This is a genomic window from Vreelandella arcis (assembly GCF_900103865.1).
Lineage (GTDB): Bacteria > Pseudomonadota > Gammaproteobacteria > Pseudomonadales > Halomonadaceae > Vreelandella > Vreelandella arcis.
The window spans coordinates 16136-38758 of the sequence record NZ_FNII01000013.1 but is presented as its reverse complement, the minus strand read 5'-3'; the positions used below and the strand labels follow the sequence as shown (position 1 = coordinate 38758).

The window sequence follows — 22623 nt, the reverse complement described above, 5'->3', positions numbered from 1 at the left end:
ACGATGATCAATCAGCGGCGTGATTTACGCGGCGTTAGATAAAAAGCTGTCGCCGTCGGCCATGGCCTCGAGCGTGAAAAAATCCGCCAGGGTTTGGCCAATATCGGCAAAGGTGCCGCGCTCGCCCAACGGGCCAGGGGCGAAGCCAGCGCCGCGCACCATGACCGGCACGTATTCGCGGGTGTGCTCGGTGCCTTCCCAACTGGGGTCGCAGCCGTGGTCGGCGGTGAGCAGTAGCAGGTCGTCGTCGTTGAGCGCGGCGAACAGCTCGGGCAGGCGGGCATCAAAGTGTTCCAAGGCGGCGGCATAGCCTGGCACGTCGCGGCGGTGGCCGTAGACCGAATCAAAATCGACAAAGTTGGTCATGATCATGGTCGGGCGGTCGCTGGTTTCCCTGGCGGTGCGCTCAACCTCGGCAAGCGTGGCCTCCATCAGCGCATCGTGGCCGCTGGCTTTGACCTTGTGGGTAATCCCGCAGTGGGCGTAGATATCGGCAATTTTGCCGATCGACACCACTTCGCCGCCGGCCTCGGCGAGCTTTTGCAGCACCGTGGGCGTCGGCGGCTCGACGCTGTAGTCGCGGCGGTTACCGGTGCGGGCAAAGTCAGCGCGGTTGTTGCCGACAAAGGGTCGGGCAATCACGCGGCCAATGTTGTAAGGCTCAAGCAGCCCGCGCACGGTTTCGCACAGCTCATAAAGCCGCTCAAGGCCAAAGTGCTCTTCGTGGGCGGCAATCTGGAACACGGAATCCGCCGAGGTATACACAATCGGCTTGCCCGTTGCGACATGCTCTTCCCCTAAGCGGGCAATGATCTCGGTACCCGATGCGTGGCAGTTGCCGATCACGTCGGGCAACCCTGCTTCTTTAACCACTTTTTCGAGCAGCTCGGTAGGGAAGCTGTCGGTTTTGTCGAGAAAATAACCCCAGTCAAAGCGAACCGGCACGCCGGCAATTTCCCAGTGGCCGGATGGCGTATCCTTGCCGCTGGAAATCTCTTTGGCGTGGGCGTAGGCGCCTGCCAGCGTGCCCGGAAGGTCAACGCCCTCGGCCACGCTGCCGGTGGCATCGCGGTGGGCGTGGAACAGCCCCAGCGCGGCCATGTTGGGCAGCCTCACCGGCCCTGAACGTTCGGCGGTATCGGCCTCGCCGCGCGCGCAAGCGGCGGCAATATGCCCTAGGGTGTCAGCTCCCGCATCGCCGAATTTCTCGGCATCCGGGGCGCTGCCGATGCCGAAAGAATCAAGCACAACAACAATCGCACGGCGCATTAGGCTTCTCCTCGGAAGGTGTCTTGCAGTAGCGTGTCGGCGGTCACGGCGTCTTCACCCAGCGTGATGGCGGCGCGTAGCTGGGAAGCGGCGCGTGCGGCGGCGTCTTCGTCGCGGGCGTGAACCATGGCCAGCGGGCGCTGACTGTCGACCCGGTCACCCACTTCGGCAATCTCGCTAAAGCCAACGCTGTGGTCAACGCTGGCGTCGTTGCGCAGGCGGCCACCGCCCAGTTCCACCACGCTCATGCCCACGGCGCGGGTATCGATGCGCTGGAGGATGCCACTTTGCTCTGGGTAGACCGCCTGGATGACCGGGGCGGTGGCTAAATAGCTATCCGAGCGCTCCATAAAGTCGGCAGGGCCGCCGAGTTCGTGCACCATGCGGGCGAATACTTCGGCCGCGGCACCCGAGGTCAGCGCTTTATCCAGTTGGGCAAGAGCGTCTTCGCGAGAACCTGCCAACTTGCCCGCCATCAACATTTCCACCGCGAGCTCGCGGGTCACCTGCATCACGCGGCTGTTGGGTCGTTCACCGCGTAATAGTGCCAGCGTTTCGACGATCTCGACCGCGTTACCGGCGCAGGGCGCCAGCGGCTGGCTCATGTCGGTGAGCAGCGCGGTAGTGGGCGTGCCGGCTTGGGTCGCAACGTTGGCAATACTCTTGGCCAATTCGCGGGATTTTTCCGGCGTCGGCATGAAAGCACCACTGCCGACTTTCACGTCCATCACCAGGGCGTCCAGGCCGGAGGCCAGCTTTTTACCCAAAATCGAGGCGGTAATCAGCGGAATGGATTCCACCGTGGCGGTGACGTCGCGTACCCCGTAGATGCGTTTATCCGCCGGGGCGAGGTTGCCGGTTTGGCCGATAATCGCCACGCCGGTGGATTTCACAACGTCGCCGAAGCGTTCCGGGGCGGGGTAGGGGTTATAGCCGGGGATAGACTCGAGCTTATCCAGCGTGCCACCGGTGTGGCCCAGGCCGCGCCCAGAGATCATCGGCACGAACGCGCCGCAGGCGGCGACCCAGGGGCCGAGCACCAGCGAGACCAGATCGCCTACGCCGCCAGTGGAGTGCTTGTCGACGATTGGCCCTGGCAGGTTGAGCGAATCCCACTGCATTACATGGCCGGAGTCGCGCGTTGCTGTGGTTAGGGCGACGACTTCTTCGCGGCTCATGCCGTTTAAAAACACTGCCATGGTGAACGCGCCAATCTGGGCGTCGCTGATGCGATCATCGGCAATGCCTTGCACAAAGGCTTTGATTTCGTCCGCCGGTAGCGGCTGGCCGTCGCGCTTCAGACGAATAAGCTCCTGGGGAAGCAGCGCGTGGTGAGATGCATTTGAAACCATTAATAGCCTCCTTGTGACGCATCCTGATCCGTACCGTTAAGGGTGGCCAGTAAATTGCCCAACAGGCTCGATGCGCCAAAGCGGAAGTGTTGGGCGGAAATCCACTGATTGCCCATGATGTTAGCTGCCAGGGCTAAATATTCGGAGGCATCCTGTGCGGTTTTTACACCGCCGGCGGCTTTAAAGCCGACATCTTTGCCGCTGGCCTTGATCGCCTTGAGCATGATCTCGGCGGCTTCCAGCGTGGCATTGACATCCACTTTGCCAGTTGAGGTTTTGATAAAGTCTGCGCCGCCTTCAATGGCTAACTCGCTCGCCCGTTTGATCAGCGCAGGTTCTTTGAGTTCGCCAGTCTCAAGGATGACTTTTAATATTGCCTGCCCACCACAGGCTGCGTGGCACATTTCCACCAACTCACGGCCAGTGTCTTCGTCGCCTGCCATGAGTGCGCGATAGGGAAATACCACATCGACTTCGTCTGCCCCGGAGGCTACGGCTTCGCGGGTTTCGCGCGCGGCCCCCATGATGTCGTCACCGCCATGCGGGAAGTTGGTCACGGTGGCGATTTTGACCTCGCCGTTAAGTTTGTGGGCAGTCAGAGCCCGGCGTGCGGTGACCACAAACTGCGGGTAGATGCACACGGCGGCGGGATGGCCGTAAGGGGTTTTCGCCTGTTGGCAAAGCGATTCGATAGTGGCATCGGTATCGCTATCGTTGAGGCTGGTTAAGTCCATCAGTGAAAGCGCCTGGCGCGCGGCTAAAGTCTCGTTAATCGAAGCGTTCATGGGCATCTCGCACAGTGTTAGGGTTAATCATGATCTGAAAAAAACGGGCACTGCCGTATGTGACAGCAGCGCCCGAGAAACAATCGTAGGTTGCGTTAGGAGGCGGTGCTGCCCAGGGCAATAAAGAAGCCCGCAATGGAGGCCGACATCAAGTTAGACAGTGTGCCAGCCAATACGGCTTTGACACCAAACCGAGCAATTTCTTTGCGGCGTGTCGGTGCGATGCTGCCCAAGCCTCCCAGCAAAATCGCAATCGACGATAAATTCGCAAAGCCGCACAGAGCAAAGGAGAGAATCGCCATGGTATGCGGTGTCATCACTTGGCCAGTGGCCGCTACCACCTGCTCACCCTCAATATAGGGCGCAAGATTGATATAGGCGACGAATTCATTGACCACCAATTTTTGGCCGATGAACGAACCGGCCAGGGTGGCTTCTTCCCAGGGTACACCCAGTAAAAACGCCAGCGGGGCAAACAGCCAGCCCAAAATCCACTCAAGGCTTAATGACTCAAAGCCCACCCAGCCGCCAACGCCGCCGAGGATGCCGTTGATCAGGGCGATCAGCGCGATGAAGGCCAGCAGCATCGCGCCCACGTTGGCCGCCAGCATCAGACCTGAGGTTGCGCCCGTCGCCGCAGCGTCGAGAACGTTGCTTGGCTTGTCCGACTGCTCGTCAAGCTCTTCCTCTACTTTGGAAACGCTGTCGGCATCCTTGGGATCCTGAGTTTCCGGCATGATCAGTTTAGCAAACAGCAAGCCACCGGGTGCGGCCATAAAGGAGGCGGCCACCAGGTACTCCATGGGGATCCCCAGCGCCGCGTAGCCGGCCAATACCGACCCGGCCACCGATGCCAAGCCACCACACATCACGGCAAATAGCTGAGAAGGCGTCATGCGGGCGATAAACGGACGCACCACCAAGGGCGCTTCGGTTTGGCCCACGAAAATATTCGCTGTGGCAGAGAGAGACTCGGTACGCGAAGTGCCCAGTGCTTTTTGCAGCGCGCCACCCAGAATGCGGATGACCCACTGCATAATGCCAAGATAATACAGCACCGCGATCAATGAAGAGAAAAAGATGATGACCGGTAATACCTTAATGGCAAATACAAAGCCCACCTCGTCGGCATCGGCCAGGCCGCCAAACAGGAAGCTAATGCCATCGTCGGCATAGACAAGAATTTGGCTTACGCCTGCGGAAATGGTCTGCAACACCGTCTGGCCAAAGGGAACATAGAGTACAAAAGCCCCAATGCCCGCTTGAATGCCGAACGCGCCGAGCACCGTGCGTAAGCGAATCGACTTGCGGTCGTAAGAAAAGATCAGGGCGATGGTCACCAAGGTGACCATGCCGACCAAGCTCATCAGGAGTGTCATAAGGAGATCCTTCGCATCGCGTTAGGCGTTGTTACAGCAGGTTGAGCTTTACGGTGTAAATCATCGCATTCTGATAGTTGTTAGGCGTACCCAACTTCTCATCAGAGTAGCGGTATTGGATACCGGTGGTGATTAGTTCTGATGGGTGCCACCACAGGCTAACGGCCCCGTTGGTGCCCACGCTGTCTGCTTTACCACCAACGTAGTTCTGTTCAAGGTACTCGTCGTCGCGGCCAAAGGTCTGCTCGTGCCAGTTGGTGACGCCAAACTGCTGCCCGAACGCATTGAAATCATAACCGGCGACCCAGCCGGCCATAAAGCCGTTCGAGCCGGTGTAGCCGTTACTTTGCACTCGCGCAGCACCTAGAAACGGCTTGAACCACAGGCCGTTATCAAAATTGGCTAAATACCCCAGGCCGAGGATTTGGTCTTGCTCGCGGATGTCAAAGCCGTAGTCGCGGAAATCATACAGATGGGCATAAAACGACAGCGGGCTATCGCCCAGATAGATATGTGAGGTCAGCTTGCCCGCCGTGCGGAAATTGTCGGCACCACCGCTGGCTTCGTCGAACTGGTCGTTGGTCGGGTTCTCGAAATCAAAGAAACCGTAGAACTCACCCCATTCATAGCCGACGCCGCCTTCAATTTCGAGAAACATGAAATCGCTTTTACCGCTGCGGTCTTCGGTGCCGTCGGACCAGTCAAGGTAGTTGACCGATACATTGGCAAAGGACCAGATGGGGTCAAAGGTATCCGCGTTGGCGGTACTGGCGGCACCGGCCATTAATACGCCAGCGCTCAATGCTGTAAGCGACGCGCGCGAGAGAAGCGCAGTGGTAAAATAAGTACGAGCAGTCATGGAAGCCTCAACAGGTTTGTTAATTGCAGTTTTGATCCGCCTCTACGACGGACGTGAGGGCTGGCGTTTACCCGAGTCAGCGGGTTTGTTGAATTGTAATGTTAAAATTATAACATTTAGTGTTGTTTTTCTAACGCCAATTTGCAACTTTTATCACGCCAACGGTTTTTAAATGAAAAAAGGCTGACATGCGTCTTGGAATCCGTTAGTGGAATGGTAATTCCGTGAGCGCTCGCTCAGCATAGGGGAAGATATTCAACGGCAAGAATGAAAGCCCTCAGCGTTAACCTAGGCCCACCCAACAAATAACAGGCCGTTACCAGGAGAAGCTGTCAATGAAAGACCGTAGCGCGTTGCGCTTAGCAACGTTGCAGGAGGCGCTAGCCAGCGGCGGCACATTGCATTTACGCGATGCGGCTGAGCTGTGCGGCGTGTCTGAAATGACTATTCGTCGCGATGTTAACGCTCACCCGCAAGTCATCAGTTTACTGGGTGGCCGATTAGTGATGGCACATACGCCGGGTGTCACACCGGTGTACGACCTAACCGAGCAGCAAGCCAGTCACTACCAGGCCAAAAGCCGCCTTTGCCAGCGAGCGCGGCGATTCATTGAGGAGGGTGACACGCTGTTCATTGACTGCGGCTCTACCTTAATGCCGCTAATGAACCAGTTGAGTGAGTTTCGTGAGCTGACCGTGATTACCTATGCGCTGAATGTGGCAAATGCCGTGGCGGTGTTGCCTAACGTGCGGCTGGTGATGCTCGGCGGACTTTTTTACCCGACCTCCCAGTCCTTTGCCAGCGATACCATGGCCGAGTCGATTGAGCGACTGGGTATTAATAAAGCGTTTATCTCGGCGGCAGGCGTGGATCTTCAACGCGGGGTAAGCTGTTTCCATTTTCATGAAGTGGTGCCTAAGCAGGCGGCGATGGCGGCGGCCATGCAGCGTCTATTGGTCGTAGATGCGAGTAAATTCGGGGTGGTTCGTCCGGCGTATTTTGCCTCGGTCAATGAGTTTGATGTGGTGGTGACCGACGACGACGACGCGCCTGCGTTGCTACGCGATGAGCACAGCGGACAACCGACGATCACGGCTCCGTAGCGTTTTTTGATTAAAATAGCCAAGTTACCTTTAAGCGGCGGGTCATTCGTGGCAAAATCCGCCGCGTTTACCTGCGGCAAATCGTCTCTTCTCTTCTGCGTCATTGATGCGAGAATAGCCGGCGACTGCGGTAATTGTGTTTGGCGTTAGCCTGCCAAACGATCCTCTCTCGCGATCAGATGCTGACGATAAGCGGTTGTTTATCGGCTGCGTTTGCTCAAGAGACTTTGTTAGCTTGCTACTTAGCAGCTTGTTCACAATGTTTGCCTCCCAGCCCTGACGAGGTCGTAACATGAGAAAAAACCTCTACGCCAAAGCGGCAGGTCTTCTACTGTTGCTTTCTTTATTTTTATTGCTGGGTGGTTGTAGCTCAGCGCTGATGGATCCTAAGGGTCAGATCGGCGAAGAGCAACGCACCCTGATACTGACAGCGTTCGGCATCATGCAGATCGTCGTTATTCCCGTTATCGGGATGACGTTGTTCTTTGCATGGCGCTACCGTCGTGGCAACCATAATGCTGCCTACACGCCTGATTGGGCGCACAACACCTGGGTAGAAGTGGTGGTGTGGCTGATTCCTTGCGTTATCGTTCTCTTCCTCGCAGGTTTGACGTGGTATACCTCGAATAGCTTGGATCCACACAAGCCCATTGCGGAAGATGGCGAAGAAACGATGGAAATTCAGGCCGTGTCGATGGATTGGAAATGGCTGTTTATCTATCCCGAGCAAGGCATTGCCACGGTTAATGAGTTGGCCTTCCCTGCGGATACACCGGTACGTTTCAAGGTGAGCTCTGCATCGGTGATGAACTCATTCTTCATCCCTGATCTCGGCAGCCAGATTTATGCCATGGCGGGTATGGATAACGACGTCCATCTGATTGCTGATGAGGAAGGCACTTACCCAGGTCGCTCTACCAACTACAGTGGTTCGGGCTTCTCGGGCATGACTTTTGACGCCCATGTAACATCTGAAGATGGCTTCGATGAGTGGGTGGCAGAAGTTAAAGAGTCCTCCAAATCGATAAGCTTCGACGATGGCTATCGCGAGCTGTTAAAGCCAAGCCGTAATCATCCGGTCGAGTACTTCTCTGAAGTATCGCCAACCCTCTATGACGACATCCTGAACGTTTACCACAGCGGTGAGCCTGTTGAGGTGTTGCCTGATGAGACCGGATACAAACATGCCAGTAGCGATCATCAAGAGCAGGACGGCGATATGGCGATGAACGCGGAGGCAGCGGAGTAAACTATGTTTGGAAAACTCGGTTTAGACTCGATCCCCTTTTACGATCCCATCATCGTATCGCTGATGATCATGACCGCCTTGGGCGGAGCCGTAGTGTTAGGGGGTGTTACCTACTACCGTAAGTGGGGCTACCTGTGGAGCGAGTGGGTGACCTCGGTCGACCACAAGAAAATCGGGATCATGTACTTTATCGTGGCCCTGGTGATGCTGGTTCGCGGTATTGGTGAAGCCCTGATGATGCGTGCGCAGCTAGCGATTGCATCCGGCGGGGCAGAAGGCTTCCTGCCGCCGGAGCACTACGACCAGCTGTTCACGACTCACGGCGTCATCATGATCTTCTTCGTGGCCATGCCCATGGTCATCGGCTTGATGAACCTGATCGTGCCGCTTCAGATCGGTGCCCGCGACGTTGCCTACCCGTTCCTGAACAACCTCAGCTTTTGGTTGTTTGTATCCGGTGCGATGATCGTCAACCTATCTCTGTTTATCGGTGAGTTTGGTACCACCGGCTGGTTGGCCTATGCGCCTCTCTCGGGGATTGAGTACAGTCCCGGGGTAGGGGTCGATTACTGGATATGGGCGTTGCAGATATCTGGGGTAGGGACCACGTTGACAGGTATCAACTTCTTCGTGACGATCCTGAAAATGCGTGCGCCGGGCATGAAAATGTTCCGCATGCCGATCTTCACCTGGACGTCGCTGTGCGCCAACGTGCTGATCATCGCGTCGTTCCCGATTCTGACCGCGACGATTGCGCTGCTGACCCTTGATCGCTACCTGGGGATGAACTTCTTCACCAACGATCTTGGCGGCAACGTGATGATGTACGTCAACCTCATCTGGGCCTGGGGCCATCCTGAGGTGTACATCTTGATTCTGCCGGCCTTCGGGGTGTTCTCCGAGGTCGTGGCGACGTACGCCCGCAAACGGCTGTTCGGCTACCACACCATGGTATGGGCCACCGTCGCGATTACGATTCTGTCGTTTGTCGTATGGCTGCACCACTTCTTCACCATGGGTGCGGGGGCCAACGTCAATGCCTTCTTCGGCATCATGACGATGATCATCGCCATCCCCACGGGTGTGAAGGTGTTCAACTGGCTGTTCACCATGTACCGCGGCAGTATTGAAATGTCAGTGCCCATGCTGTGGCTCATCGGCTTCATCATCGTCTTTACCATCGGTGGTATGACCGGTGTCATGCTGTCGGTGCCGGCGGCCAACTTCGTGCTGCATAACAGCCTGTTCGTTATCGCCCACTTCCACAACGTGATTATCGGCGGCGTGGTCTTCGGGATGATGGCGGGAATGTACTACTGGTTCCCGAAGGCGTTTGGCTTCAAGCTCGACGAAAAGTGGGGCAAGCGCAGCTTCTGGTGCTGGTTGATCGGCTTTCTCATGGCCTTTATGCCGCTCTATGTGCTCAGCTTCGATGGGGCCGTGCGTCGCATGTCCTCCTACGGGCCCACCGAGTGGCAGCCGATGATGATCGTCGCCTTTATCGGCGCCTGTATTATCCTGATGGGTATCTTATCGACATTGATCATGGTAGCGGTCAGCATCAAGAACCGTCATAGCATGAAGTATGCCGACATGAGCGGTGACCCTTGGGATGGCCGTACCCTGGAGTGGGCAACGTCCTCTCCTGCGCCTTTCTACAACTTTGCGCACCTGCCAAAAATCAGTGGTATCGATGATTTCTGGCGTCAGAAGCAAGAAGGGCGTGAAGCAATTGGCACTGGGCCTTACCAAGACATCCATATGCCGCGCAACACCATTGCTGGACCGGTGATCAGCCTGTTCTCGTTGATCTTTGGTTTTGCCCTGGTATGGCATATCTGGTGGCTGGCGATTGTCGGTGGTATCGGTATGTTTGTTGCCTTTATCGCCCGCGTAGCCAATGACGACATTGATTACTACGTGCCGGCGGCTGAAGTCGAACGTATTGAGAATGAGCACAAGCAGCGCCTCGAAGAGTATCGGGAGTGGGTCAAGCAGCATCCCGAAGAAGCGTCTCATCTACAGGTTCGGATGCAGGGGTAACCATGGCGAGCGAAGCAGTAAGTAACCACGACGATCACGCGCATCCAGAAACGCATGATCACCACGATACCGGCAGCATCAAGGTGTTCGGTTTCTGGGTTTACCTAATGAGCGACTTGGTGATCTTCGGAACACTATTCGCTACCTTCGCCGTGCTCCTTCGGGGCACGGCCGGTGGACCCGACGGCTCCGAGATCTTTGATCTACCGCTGATTTTGGCCGGTACATTTGCACTGTTGATTAGTAGTTTTACCTACGGCATGGCGGTGCTGGCAATGACCGCCGAGAAGGTCGACAAAGTCAAGAAATGGCTTTGGATCACCTTCGTGCTGGGGGCAGCCTTTATTGCCATGGAGATTTATGAGTTTCAGCATCTCATTCATCTCGGCTACGGGCCTGATCGCAGCGCCTTTTTATCTGCCTTCTTTACATTGGTTGGCACACACGGTCTGCACGTAACCTTCGGGCTGGTCTGGATCCTGGTGGTACTCTATCAGTTGCGTACCAAGGGTCTTAACGATATGACACGCCCGCGCATTTTGTGCCTCAGTTTGTTCTGGCACTTCCTGGATATCGTGTGGATTTGCGTATTTTCGTTCGTCTACCTGATGGGGGCTCTGTAATATGAAAGACTCACCCACTGCACACGGCAGCGTTAAGTCTTATGTGACGGGGCTGGTTCTGTCCATTGTGCTGACCATTATCCCCTTCGCGGCGGTAATGAGCGGCGCGCTGAGCTTGAATGCCACCGTTTGGACGATCGTAATTACCGCTGTTGCTCAGATATTGGTACAGCTGGTGATGTTCATGCACATGGACACCAAGCAAGAGGAAGGCTGGAATTTCATGTCCTTTGTCTTTACCTTGATTATTCTCGGCCTGGTTGTTGGAGGTTCGTTGTGGATCATGCATCACCTGCACCTCAATCTGAGCATCGGGTAACGCGTATGGCTAAAATGGGCGATTATTTCGCCCTCACCAAACCGGGCATCATTGGTGGTAATACGATTTCGGTCATGGGCGGCTATTTCTTAGCCGCCCGCGGCGATTTTGATTTGCTACTGTTTATGAGCGCGGTGGTGGGCCTGGCGTTAGTAATTGCGTCAGGCTGTGCCTTCAATAATGTGATTGATCGCGATATCGACGCGGTGATGAGCCGCACGCGTACGCGGGCTCTGGTACAGGGCCGCATTACGCCGTTTGCGGCACTTTGCTTTGCAACGTTGCTGGGTATTGTAGGTTTTACCGTGTTGGCACTGGGTACCAATGGTTTGACGGTTGCCCTGGCAGGCTTTGGCTATGCCATTTATGTAGGGGCCTATAGCCTTTACATGAAGCGCCACTCAGAGTTCGGAACCTTGGTTGGCAGTCTTTCAGGTGCAATACCGCCGGTGGTGGGTTACTGCGCTGTGACTAACCAACTGGACGCTGGAGCGCTGACGCTACTGTTAATCTTCTGTCTTTGGCAAATGCCGCATTCCTATGCGATTGCGATTTTCCGGATGGATGATTATCGCGCCGCTTCGATTCCGGTTCTGCCGGTCGTACGCGGTATTGCTTCGGCCCGCCGCTATATCCTTGGCTATATTGTCGCGTTTATTGCTGCGTCGCTTGCTTTGGCGCTGGCCGGTTACGCGGGTATTGGTTACCTGATTGTCGCGTTGGTCATGGGGAGCTATTGGCTTTACCAAGCCGTGCAGGGTTATCACGGAAGCGATGAAGTCCGCTGGGCCAGGCGCGTATTCGGCGTCTCGATTCTGGCGATTACAGCGCTCAGTGTTGCCATGTCGTTGGATGCCAGCCTGCTGTCGTTGCCACCGTTGTTAAACCGTTGGTTATGAAGTACGTCAGAAATTAGGCAGGAGTGCAATGCTCCTGTCTATACTGTCTGTAAGCCCGATTTGGGCTTGACCGGCTATACTGTCGGTTAGAATAATAAGGACAGTAGGAGACGTACCCATGCTGACACACGTCTGGGGCTTAATGGCCCATCCTCAGCGCGAATGGAAACAGATGCACGATGAGCACGAAACGGTGTTTCACCTTTATGCTCATCACGTGCTTATTCTAAGCGCAGTACCCGTTGTTTGTTCCTTCATTGGTACCACGCAATTTGGCTGGGGGCTCGGCGCCGAGCGCACCATTCAGCTTAGTATGCTGGATGCCTTTTATGCGGGCATCGTGTTCTACCTGGTCATCCTGGCGGCCGTGTTGTTCATGGGCAACGTTATTCACTGGATGGCCCAACGTTTTGTTGATCCCCCGAATCGTCGGCGCTGCGTAAAGTTTGCAGGTTACGTCGCTACCCCAATGTTACTCAGCGGCATTGTCGCCCTATATCCCATCGTCTGGCTCTGCCTGCTGGCCGGTGTGATTGGACTCTGTTGGTCGGGTTATCTGCTTTACGTCGGGATACCGAATTTCCTGGATATTTCTGATGAGCAGGGTTTCATCGTTTCCAGTGCTACGCTGGCGATCGGCGTGCTGGTGCTCGAGATGTTGTTGGCCGCGACGGTGCTGCTGTGGGGCTACGGCGAGCAGATTATCCTGAGCATCCTTCAGTAACCTCTAAAGCCATCTTCGCTACGCCTACTTGGCAATTGACTGCCCACCGCCTCAGTCGGTCACGATGGGGCGGCGATGGCGTCTCGACGCTATGAGTCTGCCGTGGCTGTGCGCTGACTGGCCTGAATGGCCGTCAGGGCGATGGTATAGACAATGTCGTCGACCATCGCACCGCGGGACAGGTCGTTTACCGGCTTATTCAAACCCTGCAGCATGGGGCCGACACTGACCACGCGGGCACTACGCTGCACTGCCTTGTAGGTGGTGTTACCCGTGTTGAGGTCGGGGAACACAAACACCGTTGCGTTACCGGCCACCGGTGAATCGGGCGCTTTTTGCTTACCAACACTCTCAATCGCAGCGGCGTCGTATTGCAGCGGCCCGTCGATGAGCAAATCGGGCGCACGCTGTTTGGCGATGCGCGTGGCCTCCCGCACTTTATCGACATCGGCGCCGGTACCCGAATCACCCGTTGAGTAGCTGATCATGGCCACGCGCGGCTCTATGCCAAATGCCTGCGCCGAGTGGGCACTTTGCAAGGCGATTTCGGCCAGTGTTTCGGCGTCGGGGTCGGGGTTAACGGCACAATCACCGTAGACCACCACTTGCTCGGGCAGCAGCATAAAGAATATCGACGACACCTGATGGTAGCCCGGCGCGGTCTTGATCAACTGGAAGGCGGGTCGCACGGTGTTCGCCGTGGTGTGAATCGCTCCGGATACCAGGCCGTCCACCTCATCCAACTGCAGCATCATGGTGCCCAGCACCACGTTATCTTGCAGCTGCGCTTCGGCGGTTAGCGCGTTGAGCTTGCCGCGACGACGTTCAACCATGGAGCCTATATAATTGGCGCGAGTGCTTTCGGGATCAATAATCGTTAGCTCTTCGGGAATGGTAAGCCCGCGGTTACGCGCCACGCTTTCAATGTCATCGCGTTTACCCAGCAGCACGCAGTTGGCGATGCCACGCCGCTGGCAAACAATCGCGGCTTCAATGGTCCGGGGCTCATCGCCTTCGGGTAGCACAATGCGCTTATTCGCTTGCTGGGCAAGCTTAACCAACTGGTGCCGAAACGCAGAAGGCGATAGCCGGTGTGTGTAGCCACGGCTGAGGTTGGCTTTTAACCAGTCCAGATCGATATGCGCGGCGACATAGCGGGCCACTTGTTCGGCGCGTTCGAAGTCGTCCATGGGGATTTCGCTGCTCAACTGGCTTAAATGTTGAGCGGTGGTCAGGCTGTCGGTGTCGACGGCGAGTACCGGTAGGCCGGTTTTTAGCGCGGGCCGACACATCTCAATCATGTCGTCGTTAGGCATGAACCCGTTGGTAAGCAAGACGCCCGCGAGCCGGGTACCGTTCATTGTGGCGAGCGCGGAGGCCAGCACCACATCATCGCGGTCGCCGGAGGCTACCACCAAGCTGCCAGGCGTAAAGATGTGCAGCGCATTCGCCGCGCTCCGCGCGCATAAACTAGTAGAAAGTACCCGACGGCTGGCGGCATCGCCTTCATTAAGCAATTTAGCATTAAGCGCCCGGGCGACGTCCAGTGTGCGCGGGGCACTTAGCGTTCTGCTGTAGGGGACGACGCCTATCAGGTGAAACTTATCGGTGGCAAGCGACGGCGAATAACGCCGTAGTTCGTCGAGTAGCGGTGCTTCAAGCTGGGGTTTGATGGTGCCCGGCGCGGCGGAAAGATCATCCTCCTGCGCATAGGGTAAGTTTTTCATGCGCATTAAGATACCGCCCAGCGTGCGGCTGGAGCTAATCCCGCCGAAGCTTCTGGCGTGCATATCCAACTGCTCGGCGAGCTGCTGGGGGTCATCCAAGTCACCAGTACCCACCAAAATAATGCGTGCGTTAAGCGCATGGGCGAGCTGAACGTTGGTCTGGGTCGCGTAGGTGGTGAGTTGGGTGGGCACGACGCCTTCAACGACCACTAAATCCAGCGGGCTGCCATCGCGGTAGGCTTGATGAGCGACCTGATCGTAAAGCTCAATGACGTTTTCCATCAGCTCGTCGGTTTGGTTGTCGCGCAGCAAACGCTCTAACCTAGCCTGGGAAATCGGCGAGGGCGGGCGCTGGTTTAAGGTGCGTGAGACCAGCGCCGTTGAGCGGTCAAGTCCCGGACCGTTCAACTCGTTTTGCATGAACGGTTTTAAAAAGCCCGCTTTAAGGCCAATGGTGTCGAGAGCTTGGATCAAACCCAAACAGGCGGAGGTTAGCCCTGCGCCCTGGCTGGTAGGTACCAATAAAATGGCCTGCGGTGCGTCAGCGGGGGTGTTCATGCGTGGGCCTCCAAGCAGTGGCGGGTTTCCATGGCAATGCGGCCTTCCTCGTCGGTGGGGATCACCCATAGTTCGGGGCCCGTGTGGTGGGCGCTGTCCAACTTACCTTCTTTACCCCGAATGAGCGCCGCGTTGCGAGCCTCGTCCAGCGCAAAGCCAAAGTGGGGTAATAGGCTGACCACCCGGCGGCGCACCTGCGGCGAGTTTTCCCCGATGCCGCCGGTGAAGATGACCCCGTCCAACTGGGGCAGGGCGCAGGACAGTCCGGCGAGAGACTTAGCGATTCGGTAACAAAACACATCTAACGCCAGGGCGGCACCGGCATGTCCTTGTTCGGCGGCCTGTTCGATTTCGCGCATATCGTTGGTCAGGCCAGATAGGCCCAGCAGCCCGCTCTGCTTATTGAGGACGTTATCGATCTCATCCAGCGACCAGCCAAGTTGGTGGTGAAGGTGGGCGTGAAGCCCTGGGTCAACATCGCCACTGCGGGTGCCCATAACCAGCCCTTCCAAAGGCGTTAAGCCCATACTGGTATCCAGGCTCTGGTTATGCCAAACGGCACTGGTGGAACAGCCGTTGCCCAAATGCGCGGTCAGCCAGCCGCCTGCGCCACGGCTACTCAGTTCGCCCGCCCGCTGGCTAACGTAAGCGTGGCTGGTGCCATGAAAGCCGTAACGGCGAATGCCGTGGTCAGTATACAGCGCTTCCGGCAGCGCGTAGCGGTAGGCGTGCGGTGGCAGCGTTTGGTGAAAGGCGGTATCGAAAACCGCAACCTGGGGAAGGTTGGGAAACACCTTTTGGGTAGCGGCAATGCCTGCCAGGTTCGCTGGGTTATGCAGCGGTGCCAGGGCGGCGGTCGCTTGAATGGCCGAGATGACATGCGCGTCGATCAAGGCTGCTTGGGTAAAATGCTCGCCGCCATGCACGATGCGGTGGCCAACGGCCGTGGGTTCACGGCCTTCCAAACTCGTTAGAATAGCGCTGAGTGCCTGGGTATGATCAGCCGACGGTAACGGTTTGGTAAAAGACTCGCCGTTGCTATCGTTGCCTTTTAAACGTGCATCGGCGCTTCCCAAACGCTCGGCGATACCGCCAAGCCGTGGTGCCTGCGGGTCTGCCTCAATCAAGGCGTATTTGATCGAGGAAGAGCCACAGTTTATGACCAATACCGATGCGTTCATAGATGCCTTTTGCTACTCAGAGTAGTAATGTGGTTTAGACTTTAGTTTAACATGCGGCGTTGGCGATGATCAGCTTATAAATGTGGTTAGCCTTCTAGCTAAAATCGCGGCATGCTAGGTTTTGTCGTGACCGTACTTCATCATCAGAAAAAAGAGCCCGCCGTTACTATGCAACCCCCTTCGCTGCCGTCTTTTCTTCCCCGCCATCTGGCTATCCTATTATTAATGACAGTGGCTACCATGTTTGCGGCCAACCATGTCTCGGCAAGACTGGCGTTCGATAATGGTACTGGGCTTCTTCTTGCAGTGCTGACCCGTTCCGGGGTCGCCTGTTTGATCTTACTCGGCCTGGTTCTGGCGCAAAAAAAACGCCTTTGGTTACCGCCCGGCACCTGGCGGTGGCAACTGGCCGTTGGGCTATGCATCACGGTGCAAAGCGTGTGCCTATACTCAGCCGTGGCGCGGTTGCCCGTGGTTATCGCTTTACTGCTGGTGAACACCTTCCCGATACAGCTGGCCCTGCTTAGCTGGGCATTGGGCGGCCCCCGCCCGACACTGCGCAGCTGCATCATTATGGGCACGATTTTGATCGGCCTTCTGGTGGTGCTTGATATCCCCGCTTGGTTTGCCAGCGCCGAGGGCATGGGCCCAGGCTGGCTGGCAGGCATCGGTTTTGGCTTAACGGCGGCGTTTGCCTTCGCCTGCGCACTGTGGACGACCGAGCATCGTTTGGCGCGGGTGGGGAGTACGCTGCGCAGTTTATTGACCATGCAAACCGTGTTTATCGCCATGATCATCGGCGGCATCGCCGGTGTGGTGCCAGAGGGCATGAGTTTGCCTGATAACAATACTGGCTGGTTAGGCCTCGCGTTACTGGGGGTGCTTTATGGCTCGGCGTTTTCGACGCTGTTCATTTTTGTTCCCCGCCTGGATATGGCGCGCAATGCGCCGGTAATGAACATTGAGCCGGTGGCTTCGTTAGTGATTGGTTACTTCGTCTTGGGGCAAATGCTCAGCCCTAGTCAGCTAGTCGGTGGTGCGGTGGTTGTTGGGGGAATTATGGTGCTGAGTTTGTCTCGTCGCCGCTAGCTTGCGCATGGCATACTTGCCAAGCATGTCACTTTATTTTCGCCGCATTTCTGAGTATGAGCACATTTTTTCGGAGTTTGAGCCAAATTCCCCGCTCGACAAACTGCTAGGGTGTAAGTCAATAATTATTACTAGCAGCCAGCGAACAACCAAAAACCTTCTTGAAAAGGGGAATTACCATGTACAAGAAAAGCAAAATTGCACTAGCTATTGGGCTAAGCGTGGGATTGGCTACTACCGCTGGTGCTGCTGAGACTAACTGGCGCATGGCGACACCATGGAGCGGCGGCCCTTGGCTTGAACGTGATGCCCAAATGTTTGCCGACCACGTTAATGATCTTTCAGGCGGGGAAATCGAAATTGAAATATTTCCCGGAGGAACACTCGGCAGTGCTCTCAAAGTGACGAACTCGGTAAAATCCGGTGTCGCGGATATCAGTCATAATTACATTAATTATGATTATGGCACTGACCCTACTACAGCACTCTTGGCAGGACATTCCAGTGGACTAACTCCTGAAGAGTTCATGATGTGGATGTATCAAGGGGGCGGTGTGGAGCTCTACGAAGAGTATCGCCGAGACATGTTCGATGTTGTTGCCTTCCCTTGTGCAATTCTTGGCACCGAAATTTTCCTCCACTCCAACAAGCGGGTTGAAACACTCGAAGACTTCCAGGGCCTACGGTTGCGCACGTCCGGGGCATGGTCGGAACTGGCCTCACGCCTTGGGGCGTCTACCGTCGTCATGTCAGGCGGTGATATTTACAGTGCCCTAGAGCGCGGCGTGATTGATGCGGCTGAGTGGGGTAGCCCGGAGATGAATCGTCCCACTGGTTTTCAAGAAGTTGCCCAGTACGTGATCGTCCCGGGTGTTCACCAGTCAGGTGGCTTTTTAGAGTGCCAGGTGAATGAAGAGGTCTGGACCGGCCTTAGTGAAGACGAGCAGGATAACCTTCGCTTAGCAGGCAAGCTTAGTGTCTTTGAGTCTTGGCTTGCGAGTTCATATGATGATCTAGATGCCTACGAAGAACTTGTTAGTGGCGAGAATGAAATCGTCCATCTTGATCAAGACTTTATTGATACGATTTATGAAGAAACCGCTAAATGGGAAGACGAGTACGCTGAAGATAATGAATGGTTTGCTCGTGTTCTAGAATCACAGAGAGATTTTAAAGAAACTATGAGCGCTTGGCCGGAATATCGCCTGCCGATTGGTACCATGGGACGATAAACACCACACTAAGTAAAAGAGAGGCCCGAGGCCTCTCTTTTATGCGTTTATACTTTCTGTTTTTCGGATCGATGGATACCCACTATGAAGCTTATTCATGCGATTGAATCAATAACCCGATGGTCGGGGTGGCTAGGCGCTGTTTTGATATTTCCCTTGATAGGGGCCTTGGTGTATGAAGTTTTCAGTCGCTATGTGATGGGGCGTCCAACCTTATGGGCGTTTGAAATCAGTTACATGGTAATGGGTGCAATCTTTATGCTAGGCATGTCGAATGCCTTGCGCGTGCGACAGCATGTCAGTGTCGATATTGTTTCAATGCAATTGAGTGAACGCGTAAAAGCCATTATCAACGCGATCGGTTATTTTCTGTTTCTTCCGCTACTTATTTGGCTTGTATGGGAGCTTTCGGCTTACGCTCTTCAAGCTTTTGAAACCAATGAGCGGTCAGGGCGATCCGCCTGGAATCCTGTTGTTTGGCCTATCTATACGGTGTGGTTTGTTGGCTTTTTGTTTTTAGCATTACAGGTGTTAGCTGAATTAATCAGGTCAGTCATGACTGCTTTTGGCCATCAGCAGGTTGAGGAGAATGGCTCATGAGTAGTTATCTTGCGTTGCTGATGTTTCCTGCGTTGATGGCGTTTATCATTGCTGGCTTCCCCATTGCCTTTTCAATGATCTTGATTGCCAGCGGGTTCGGTATTATTCAGTTCGGTGACGTGGCGGCGTATCAGTTGCTCACCAAAATTGAAGATACGGCTTCCAACTCTATTCTGGCAGCGGTTCCCCTGTTTATTTTTATGGGGGCGATGTTGGAACGCTCGGGTATTGCTGAACGTTTATTTGAAGCGATCCATATATGGACACGGCGCTTACCCGGTGGCTTAGGGGTTGGTGCGATTATTATGGGAACCCTGTTTGCCGCCTCTAGCGGTGTGGTCGGTGCAACAGAAGCGGTTATCGGGATGCTTGCTATTCCCGTCATGCTCAAGCATCACTACAGCAAAAGCCTTATGTCAGGCACCATTTGTGCCAGTGGTTCGTTAGGTACTGCTATTCCGCCCTCTATTACCGTGGTGGTGCTTGGCCCCGTTGCCGGAGTTTCAGTTGGGTCGCTTTTCAGTGGCTTGCTAATACCCGGCTTTTTGATGGCGGTGATGTTTTTGGTATACATCATTGGTGTTTCCTATTTCAGGCCGGAAATGGCACCCCGCGTCGAGCAAAACGAGTCTGACATTAGCTGGCAAGAAAAAATGCGCATCACGCTGGTCGCGTTGTTGCCGACCATGCTGCTGATATTCACCGTATTGGGCACCATTTTAATGGGTCTTGCTACACCCACGGAAGCGGCCGCCTGCGGCGCGCTTGGCTCCGTTATTCTAGCGCTTGCCTATCGTAACTTGACACGAGACGTACTATGGCAGTCTGCCATCAAGACGATGAATATTTCGGCGATGATCTTATTGATCGTCTTGGGCGGTAGTATGTTCGCTGGTGTGTTTTTCGCCTCTGGGGGTATGGCAACCGTCCAGTCGTTGTTGATGGATACTGGACTAAACCCATGGATGATCTTGGGATTAATCCTGCTGATTGCTTTTATTGCCGGTTTTGTACTGGATCTTATTTCTGTCGTGCTTATCATCATTCCGGTGGCGATGCCCATTGTGCGGATGTTGGGTTTTGACGAAATTTGGTTTTGCGTTGCCTTCCTTGTGGTACTGCAAACCAGTTATCTGACGCCGCCCTTGGCACCCGCGATTTTCTATTTGCGTGCTATAACGCCTCCAGAGGTCACGCTCAAGCATATGTATAAAGGGGTAGTGCCGTTTATCATCGCGCAACTGGTCGTCCTTGCCTTGGTACTTGCCTTCCCAGCAATTGCGCTTTGGCTGCCCGATGCGATGAGTGGGCCCTCCTGGTAATGAAGCACAGGTAACTAAATGCCGCCCATCACGGGCGGCATTTTTGTATCAGGCATTACTGTCAATATTGTTAGCGCGCTAATTAAATGCTAGGCTAGCGTTGTAATTAACACGCTAACGAGCTTCGCATGTCCCCTGAACAACGATTTACCCGCTGGGTAAAGGTGGTACTCGCCGCCTTTGTGGTTTTATTTGTGTATTTTTTAATCGCCGACAGTTTTATGCCGCTCACGCCCGAAGCACGGGTGCTGCGCCCGGTGGCGCGTATCGCCCCCGAGTTGAGTGCACCGGTCAGCGAAGTGGTGGTGAAAGATCATCAGCGGGTCGCTAAAGGTGACGTGTTGTTTCGGCTGGACGCGGAACCGTTTCAACTAGCGCTGGCAGAGGCCGAGTTACAGCGCGAACAAGCCAGGCAAGACAATGCTCGCCTGGCGGCGGAACTGGCAGCGGCGCGGGCAGAGCTAGCCTCGGCTAAAGCCACCGCCGATGAAAAGCGTGGCGAACGCGAGCGCGCTGAAGCCCTTGTCGCCCGGCAGGGCGTGTCGCGTCAGCAGTTCGAGCAGCGCGTCGCCGCCGCGCAAACCGCTCAGGCGGCGGTGGCGGCGGCCGAGGCGCGCACCCACAGTCTGGAAGTTCAGCTTGGCGAAGAAGGCGAGGCGAATCTGCGTTTGCGCCAGGCCAGCAATGCGGTCGCCCAGGCCGAGCTGGATCTGGCGCATACCCAGGTGCGCGCCGACGCGCCCGGTGTGGTGACCAACCTGCAATTGCAGCCGGGTGACTACGTTCAGGCCGGTCAGCCTGTGCTCGCGCTGGTCGCCGAGAACATCGACATCATTGCCGATTTCCGCGAAAAAAGCCTGCGCCATGTAAACCCAGGCGATAGCGCCAAGGTGGTGCTGGATGCCTGGCCGGGGAAGGTATTTGAGGGTCGCGTCAGCGCCTTTGATGCTGGCGTGCGTGAAGGCCAGTTGGCGGCGGACGGTCAACTGGCCGATATTCCGACCACCGACCGTTGGGTACGCGATGCTCAGCGGTTGAGGCTCCACGTGTCGCTCGATGAATCCCTCGAAGCGCTACCTGCCAGTGGTGCACGCGCCAGCGTACAGCTGGTGCCGGGTGACCATCTCCTCGCCAGGCCGTTCGCCGCGCTGCAGGCGCATCTGGTGAGCTGGCTACATGCGGTGTATTGAGCATGGCCTTTAATAGCGGACTAAAGCGCAATCGTTTGGCGACCCGCGATGCGGCAGTTGCCAAGCACCCCGCGCTAACTGAGAACGGCTTGCGCCAGTGCCTTCGTGTAGCGGGTGGGGGCACGCTGGGGTTTGTGGTTAGTCAACTGATGGGCTGGAATTACGGCGTGTTCTTCACCGTGTTCCCAATGTTCTTGCTGGGCATGGTGCCTATCTTAAATGGCCATATTGTGCGTCAGTTTCTGGCCAACGTATCGATCAATGTGCTCGAAGTGAGTTTGGTGGTGGGCTTGCTCAAGCATATGCCAGTAGTGATGACGCTGGTGGTGTTGGGCATGTTTTTATTTCGATTTAACCTGATGGCGAAAGGGCCGCTGTTTCTGTTCGGAGCCAATGGCGTGCTAACGCTGAGCATTCTGCTGCACTTTGCCAGCTATCCCAGTGTGGACTTAAGCGATCTATTGGCCTGCAATCTCGCCGCTAGTCTATTGGCGGTATTTATTGCCATGCTGATGCATGCGCTGTTTCCCGACGTTGAGCCGCGTAAGCCGCCGCCCCGAGTCGAAAAGCCCGCCGCGCAGATTCGCCACGAAACCCTAATGGGCGGGATTACCGCTACGTTATCGTTCGTGGTCTTCCAACTGTTCGATTTGCAGGGCTCGCTTTCGGCGCAGATGGCCACCATTCTGGTGTTGTTCGCCCTGGGTTACTCTGGCGCGCGCGTATCGGCCGGTAAGCGCGCGGTAGGAACTCTGTTGGGCTGTAATCTGGCGCTGGCCATGCAGCTTTTGCTGTATACCCAAAGCCATCATTTTTTGCTGGTGATACTGCTTTATTGGCTGGGACTAATGCTGTTTGCCCGCGAGCATATATTAGAAGGCGCCGGCTCGGGCATTGGTTTTGGCGGCCTAACCACGCTCGGCATTTTATTCGGCCAGTCGCTGGGGCCCGAGCAAGACCTTGTTTACAGTGCGCTATATCGTTTTTCCTCGATGAGCTTGGCGCTGTTGGTCACGTTACTGGTTATGGCCTGCCTGCACGCGTTACTCAATCGCTGGGCGCCGACACGGCTACTCAGTTCTTCCTCTGAAACGAGTTGAGGCAACTTTGCCAATACCGG

Annotated in this window: 20 protein-coding genes; 13 read left to right on the top strand and 7 right to left on the bottom strand. The window is 55.7% G+C overall.

Features of this window, described 5'->3' with window-relative positions; genetic code table 11:
• Positions 1–24: 24 nt before the first annotated feature.
• From BLR97_RS14970 to BLR97_RS14950, 5 genes are all read right to left on the bottom strand, one after another.
• The gene (locus tag BLR97_RS14970) at positions 25–1269 is read right to left on the bottom strand and encodes a phosphopentomutase (RefSeq protein ID WP_089707330.1); all 1245 of its coding nucleotides are present in this window, start codon (positions 1267–1269) and stop codon (positions 25–27) included.
• The gene (gene deoA, locus BLR97_RS14965) at positions 1269–2621 is read right to left on the bottom strand and encodes a thymidine phosphorylase (RefSeq protein WP_089707329.1); all 1353 of its coding nucleotides are present in this window, start codon (positions 2619–2621) and stop codon (positions 1269–1271) included. Before deoA ends, BLR97_RS14970 begins: the two co-directional genes overlap by 1 nt.
• Positions 2621–3412, bottom strand: a complete 792-nt coding sequence (gene deoC, locus BLR97_RS14960) for a deoxyribose-phosphate aldolase (protein ID WP_422821928.1) — start codon at positions 3410–3412, stop codon at positions 2621–2623. Before deoC ends, deoA begins: the two co-directional genes overlap by 1 nt.
• Positions 3413–3501: 89 nt before the next feature.
• The gene (locus BLR97_RS14955; protein WP_089707327.1) at positions 3502–4785 is read right to left on the bottom strand and encodes a NupC/NupG family nucleoside CNT transporter; all 1284 of its coding nucleotides are present in this window, start codon (positions 4783–4785) and stop codon (positions 3502–3504) included.
• Between the two features lie 31 nt (positions 4786–4816).
• Entirely contained in the window at positions 4817–5644 is an 828-nt protein-coding gene (locus BLR97_RS14950; protein ID WP_089707326.1) for an outer membrane protein OmpK, read from the bottom strand.
• Positions 5645–5979: 335 nt separating this feature from the next.
• On the opposite strand from BLR97_RS14950, the gene BLR97_RS14945 reads away from it, so the two are divergent.
• The 7 genes from BLR97_RS14945 (at position 5980) to BLR97_RS14915 (ending at position 12604) form a co-directional block, all read left to right on the top strand.
• Positions 5980–6747 carry a DeoR/GlpR family DNA-binding transcription regulator gene (locus BLR97_RS14945; protein WP_089707325.1) on the top strand — a complete coding sequence of 256 codons (768 nt, stop codon included), beginning with the start codon at positions 5980–5982 and terminating at the stop codon, positions 6745–6747.
• Positions 6748–7039: 292 nt separating this feature from the next.
• Positions 7040–7996, top strand: coding sequence for a ubiquinol oxidase subunit II (cyoA, locus tag BLR97_RS14940; RefSeq protein ID WP_089707324.1), 957 nt, complete (start codon positions 7040–7042; stop codon positions 7994–7996).
• 3 nt (positions 7997–7999) lie between these two features.
• Positions 8000–10039, top strand: coding sequence for a cytochrome o ubiquinol oxidase subunit I (gene cyoB, locus BLR97_RS14935; RefSeq protein ID WP_089707323.1), 2040 nt, complete (start codon positions 8000–8002; stop codon positions 10037–10039).
• Between the two features lie 2 nt (positions 10040–10041).
• A complete protein-coding gene (cyoC, locus tag BLR97_RS14930; RefSeq protein ID WP_089707322.1) occupies positions 10042–10662 on the top strand; it encodes a cytochrome o ubiquinol oxidase subunit III in 621 nt (206 codons plus the stop codon).
• Position 10663: 1 nt separating this feature from the next.
• Positions 10664–10981: a cytochrome o ubiquinol oxidase subunit IV gene (cyoD, locus tag BLR97_RS14925; RefSeq protein ID WP_089707321.1), complete on the top strand. Its 318-nt coding sequence runs from the start codon at positions 10664–10666 to the stop codon at positions 10979–10981.
• Positions 10939–11880 (top strand): heme o synthase, encoded by a 942-nt coding sequence (gene cyoE, locus BLR97_RS14920; RefSeq protein ID WP_170833040.1) that lies wholly within the window; start codon positions 10939–10941, stop codon positions 11878–11880. The genes cyoD and cyoE overlap by 43 nt, the downstream gene beginning before the upstream one ends.
• Positions 11881–11998: 118 nt before the next feature.
• A complete protein-coding gene (locus BLR97_RS14915) occupies positions 11999–12604 on the top strand; it encodes a Yip1 family protein (RefSeq protein ID WP_089707319.1) in 606 nt (201 codons plus the stop codon).
• 89 nt (positions 12605–12693) lie between these two features.
• Here the strand turns inward: BLR97_RS14915 and pta are convergent, their stop codons facing one another.
• Positions 12694–14889 (bottom strand): phosphate acetyltransferase, encoded by a 2196-nt coding sequence (pta, locus tag BLR97_RS14910; protein WP_089707318.1) that lies wholly within the window; start codon positions 14887–14889, stop codon positions 12694–12696.
• Positions 14886–16070 (bottom strand): acetate/propionate family kinase, encoded by a 1185-nt coding sequence (locus BLR97_RS14905; RefSeq protein WP_089707317.1) that lies wholly within the window; start codon positions 16068–16070, stop codon positions 14886–14888. The genes pta and BLR97_RS14905 overlap by 4 nt, the downstream gene beginning before the upstream one ends.
• Positions 16071–16238: 168 nt before the next feature.
• Between BLR97_RS14905 and BLR97_RS14900 the strand changes: the two genes are divergently transcribed.
• From BLR97_RS14900 to BLR97_RS14875, 6 genes are all read left to right on the top strand, one after another.
• A complete protein-coding gene (locus tag BLR97_RS14900; RefSeq protein ID WP_089707316.1) occupies positions 16239–17159 on the top strand; it encodes an EamA family transporter in 921 nt (306 codons plus the stop codon).
• Positions 17160–17338: 179 nt separating this feature from the next.
• Positions 17339–18391: a type 2 periplasmic-binding domain-containing protein gene (locus BLR97_RS14895; protein ID WP_089707315.1), complete on the top strand. Its 1053-nt coding sequence runs from the start codon at positions 17339–17341 to the stop codon at positions 18389–18391.
• A gap of 84 nt (positions 18392–18475) precedes the next feature.
• The gene (locus BLR97_RS14890) at positions 18476–18991 is read left to right on the top strand and encodes a TRAP transporter small permease subunit (RefSeq protein ID WP_089707314.1); all 516 of its coding nucleotides are present in this window, start codon (positions 18476–18478) and stop codon (positions 18989–18991) included.
• Entirely contained in the window at positions 18988–20313 is a 1326-nt protein-coding gene (locus tag BLR97_RS14885) for a TRAP transporter large permease (RefSeq protein ID WP_089707313.1), read from the top strand. Before BLR97_RS14890 ends, BLR97_RS14885 begins: the two co-directional genes overlap by 4 nt.
• 128 nt (positions 20314–20441) lie before the next feature.
• Positions 20442–21503, top strand: coding sequence for an HlyD family secretion protein (locus BLR97_RS14880; RefSeq protein ID WP_089707312.1), 1062 nt, complete (start codon positions 20442–20444; stop codon positions 21501–21503).
• Positions 21504–21505: 2 nt separating this feature from the next.
• Positions 21506–22603: a DUF2955 domain-containing protein gene (locus BLR97_RS14875; RefSeq protein ID WP_244511325.1), complete on the top strand. Its 1098-nt coding sequence runs from the start codon at positions 21506–21508 to the stop codon at positions 22601–22603.
• The last annotated feature ends 20 nt before the right edge of the window (positions 22604–22623 follow it).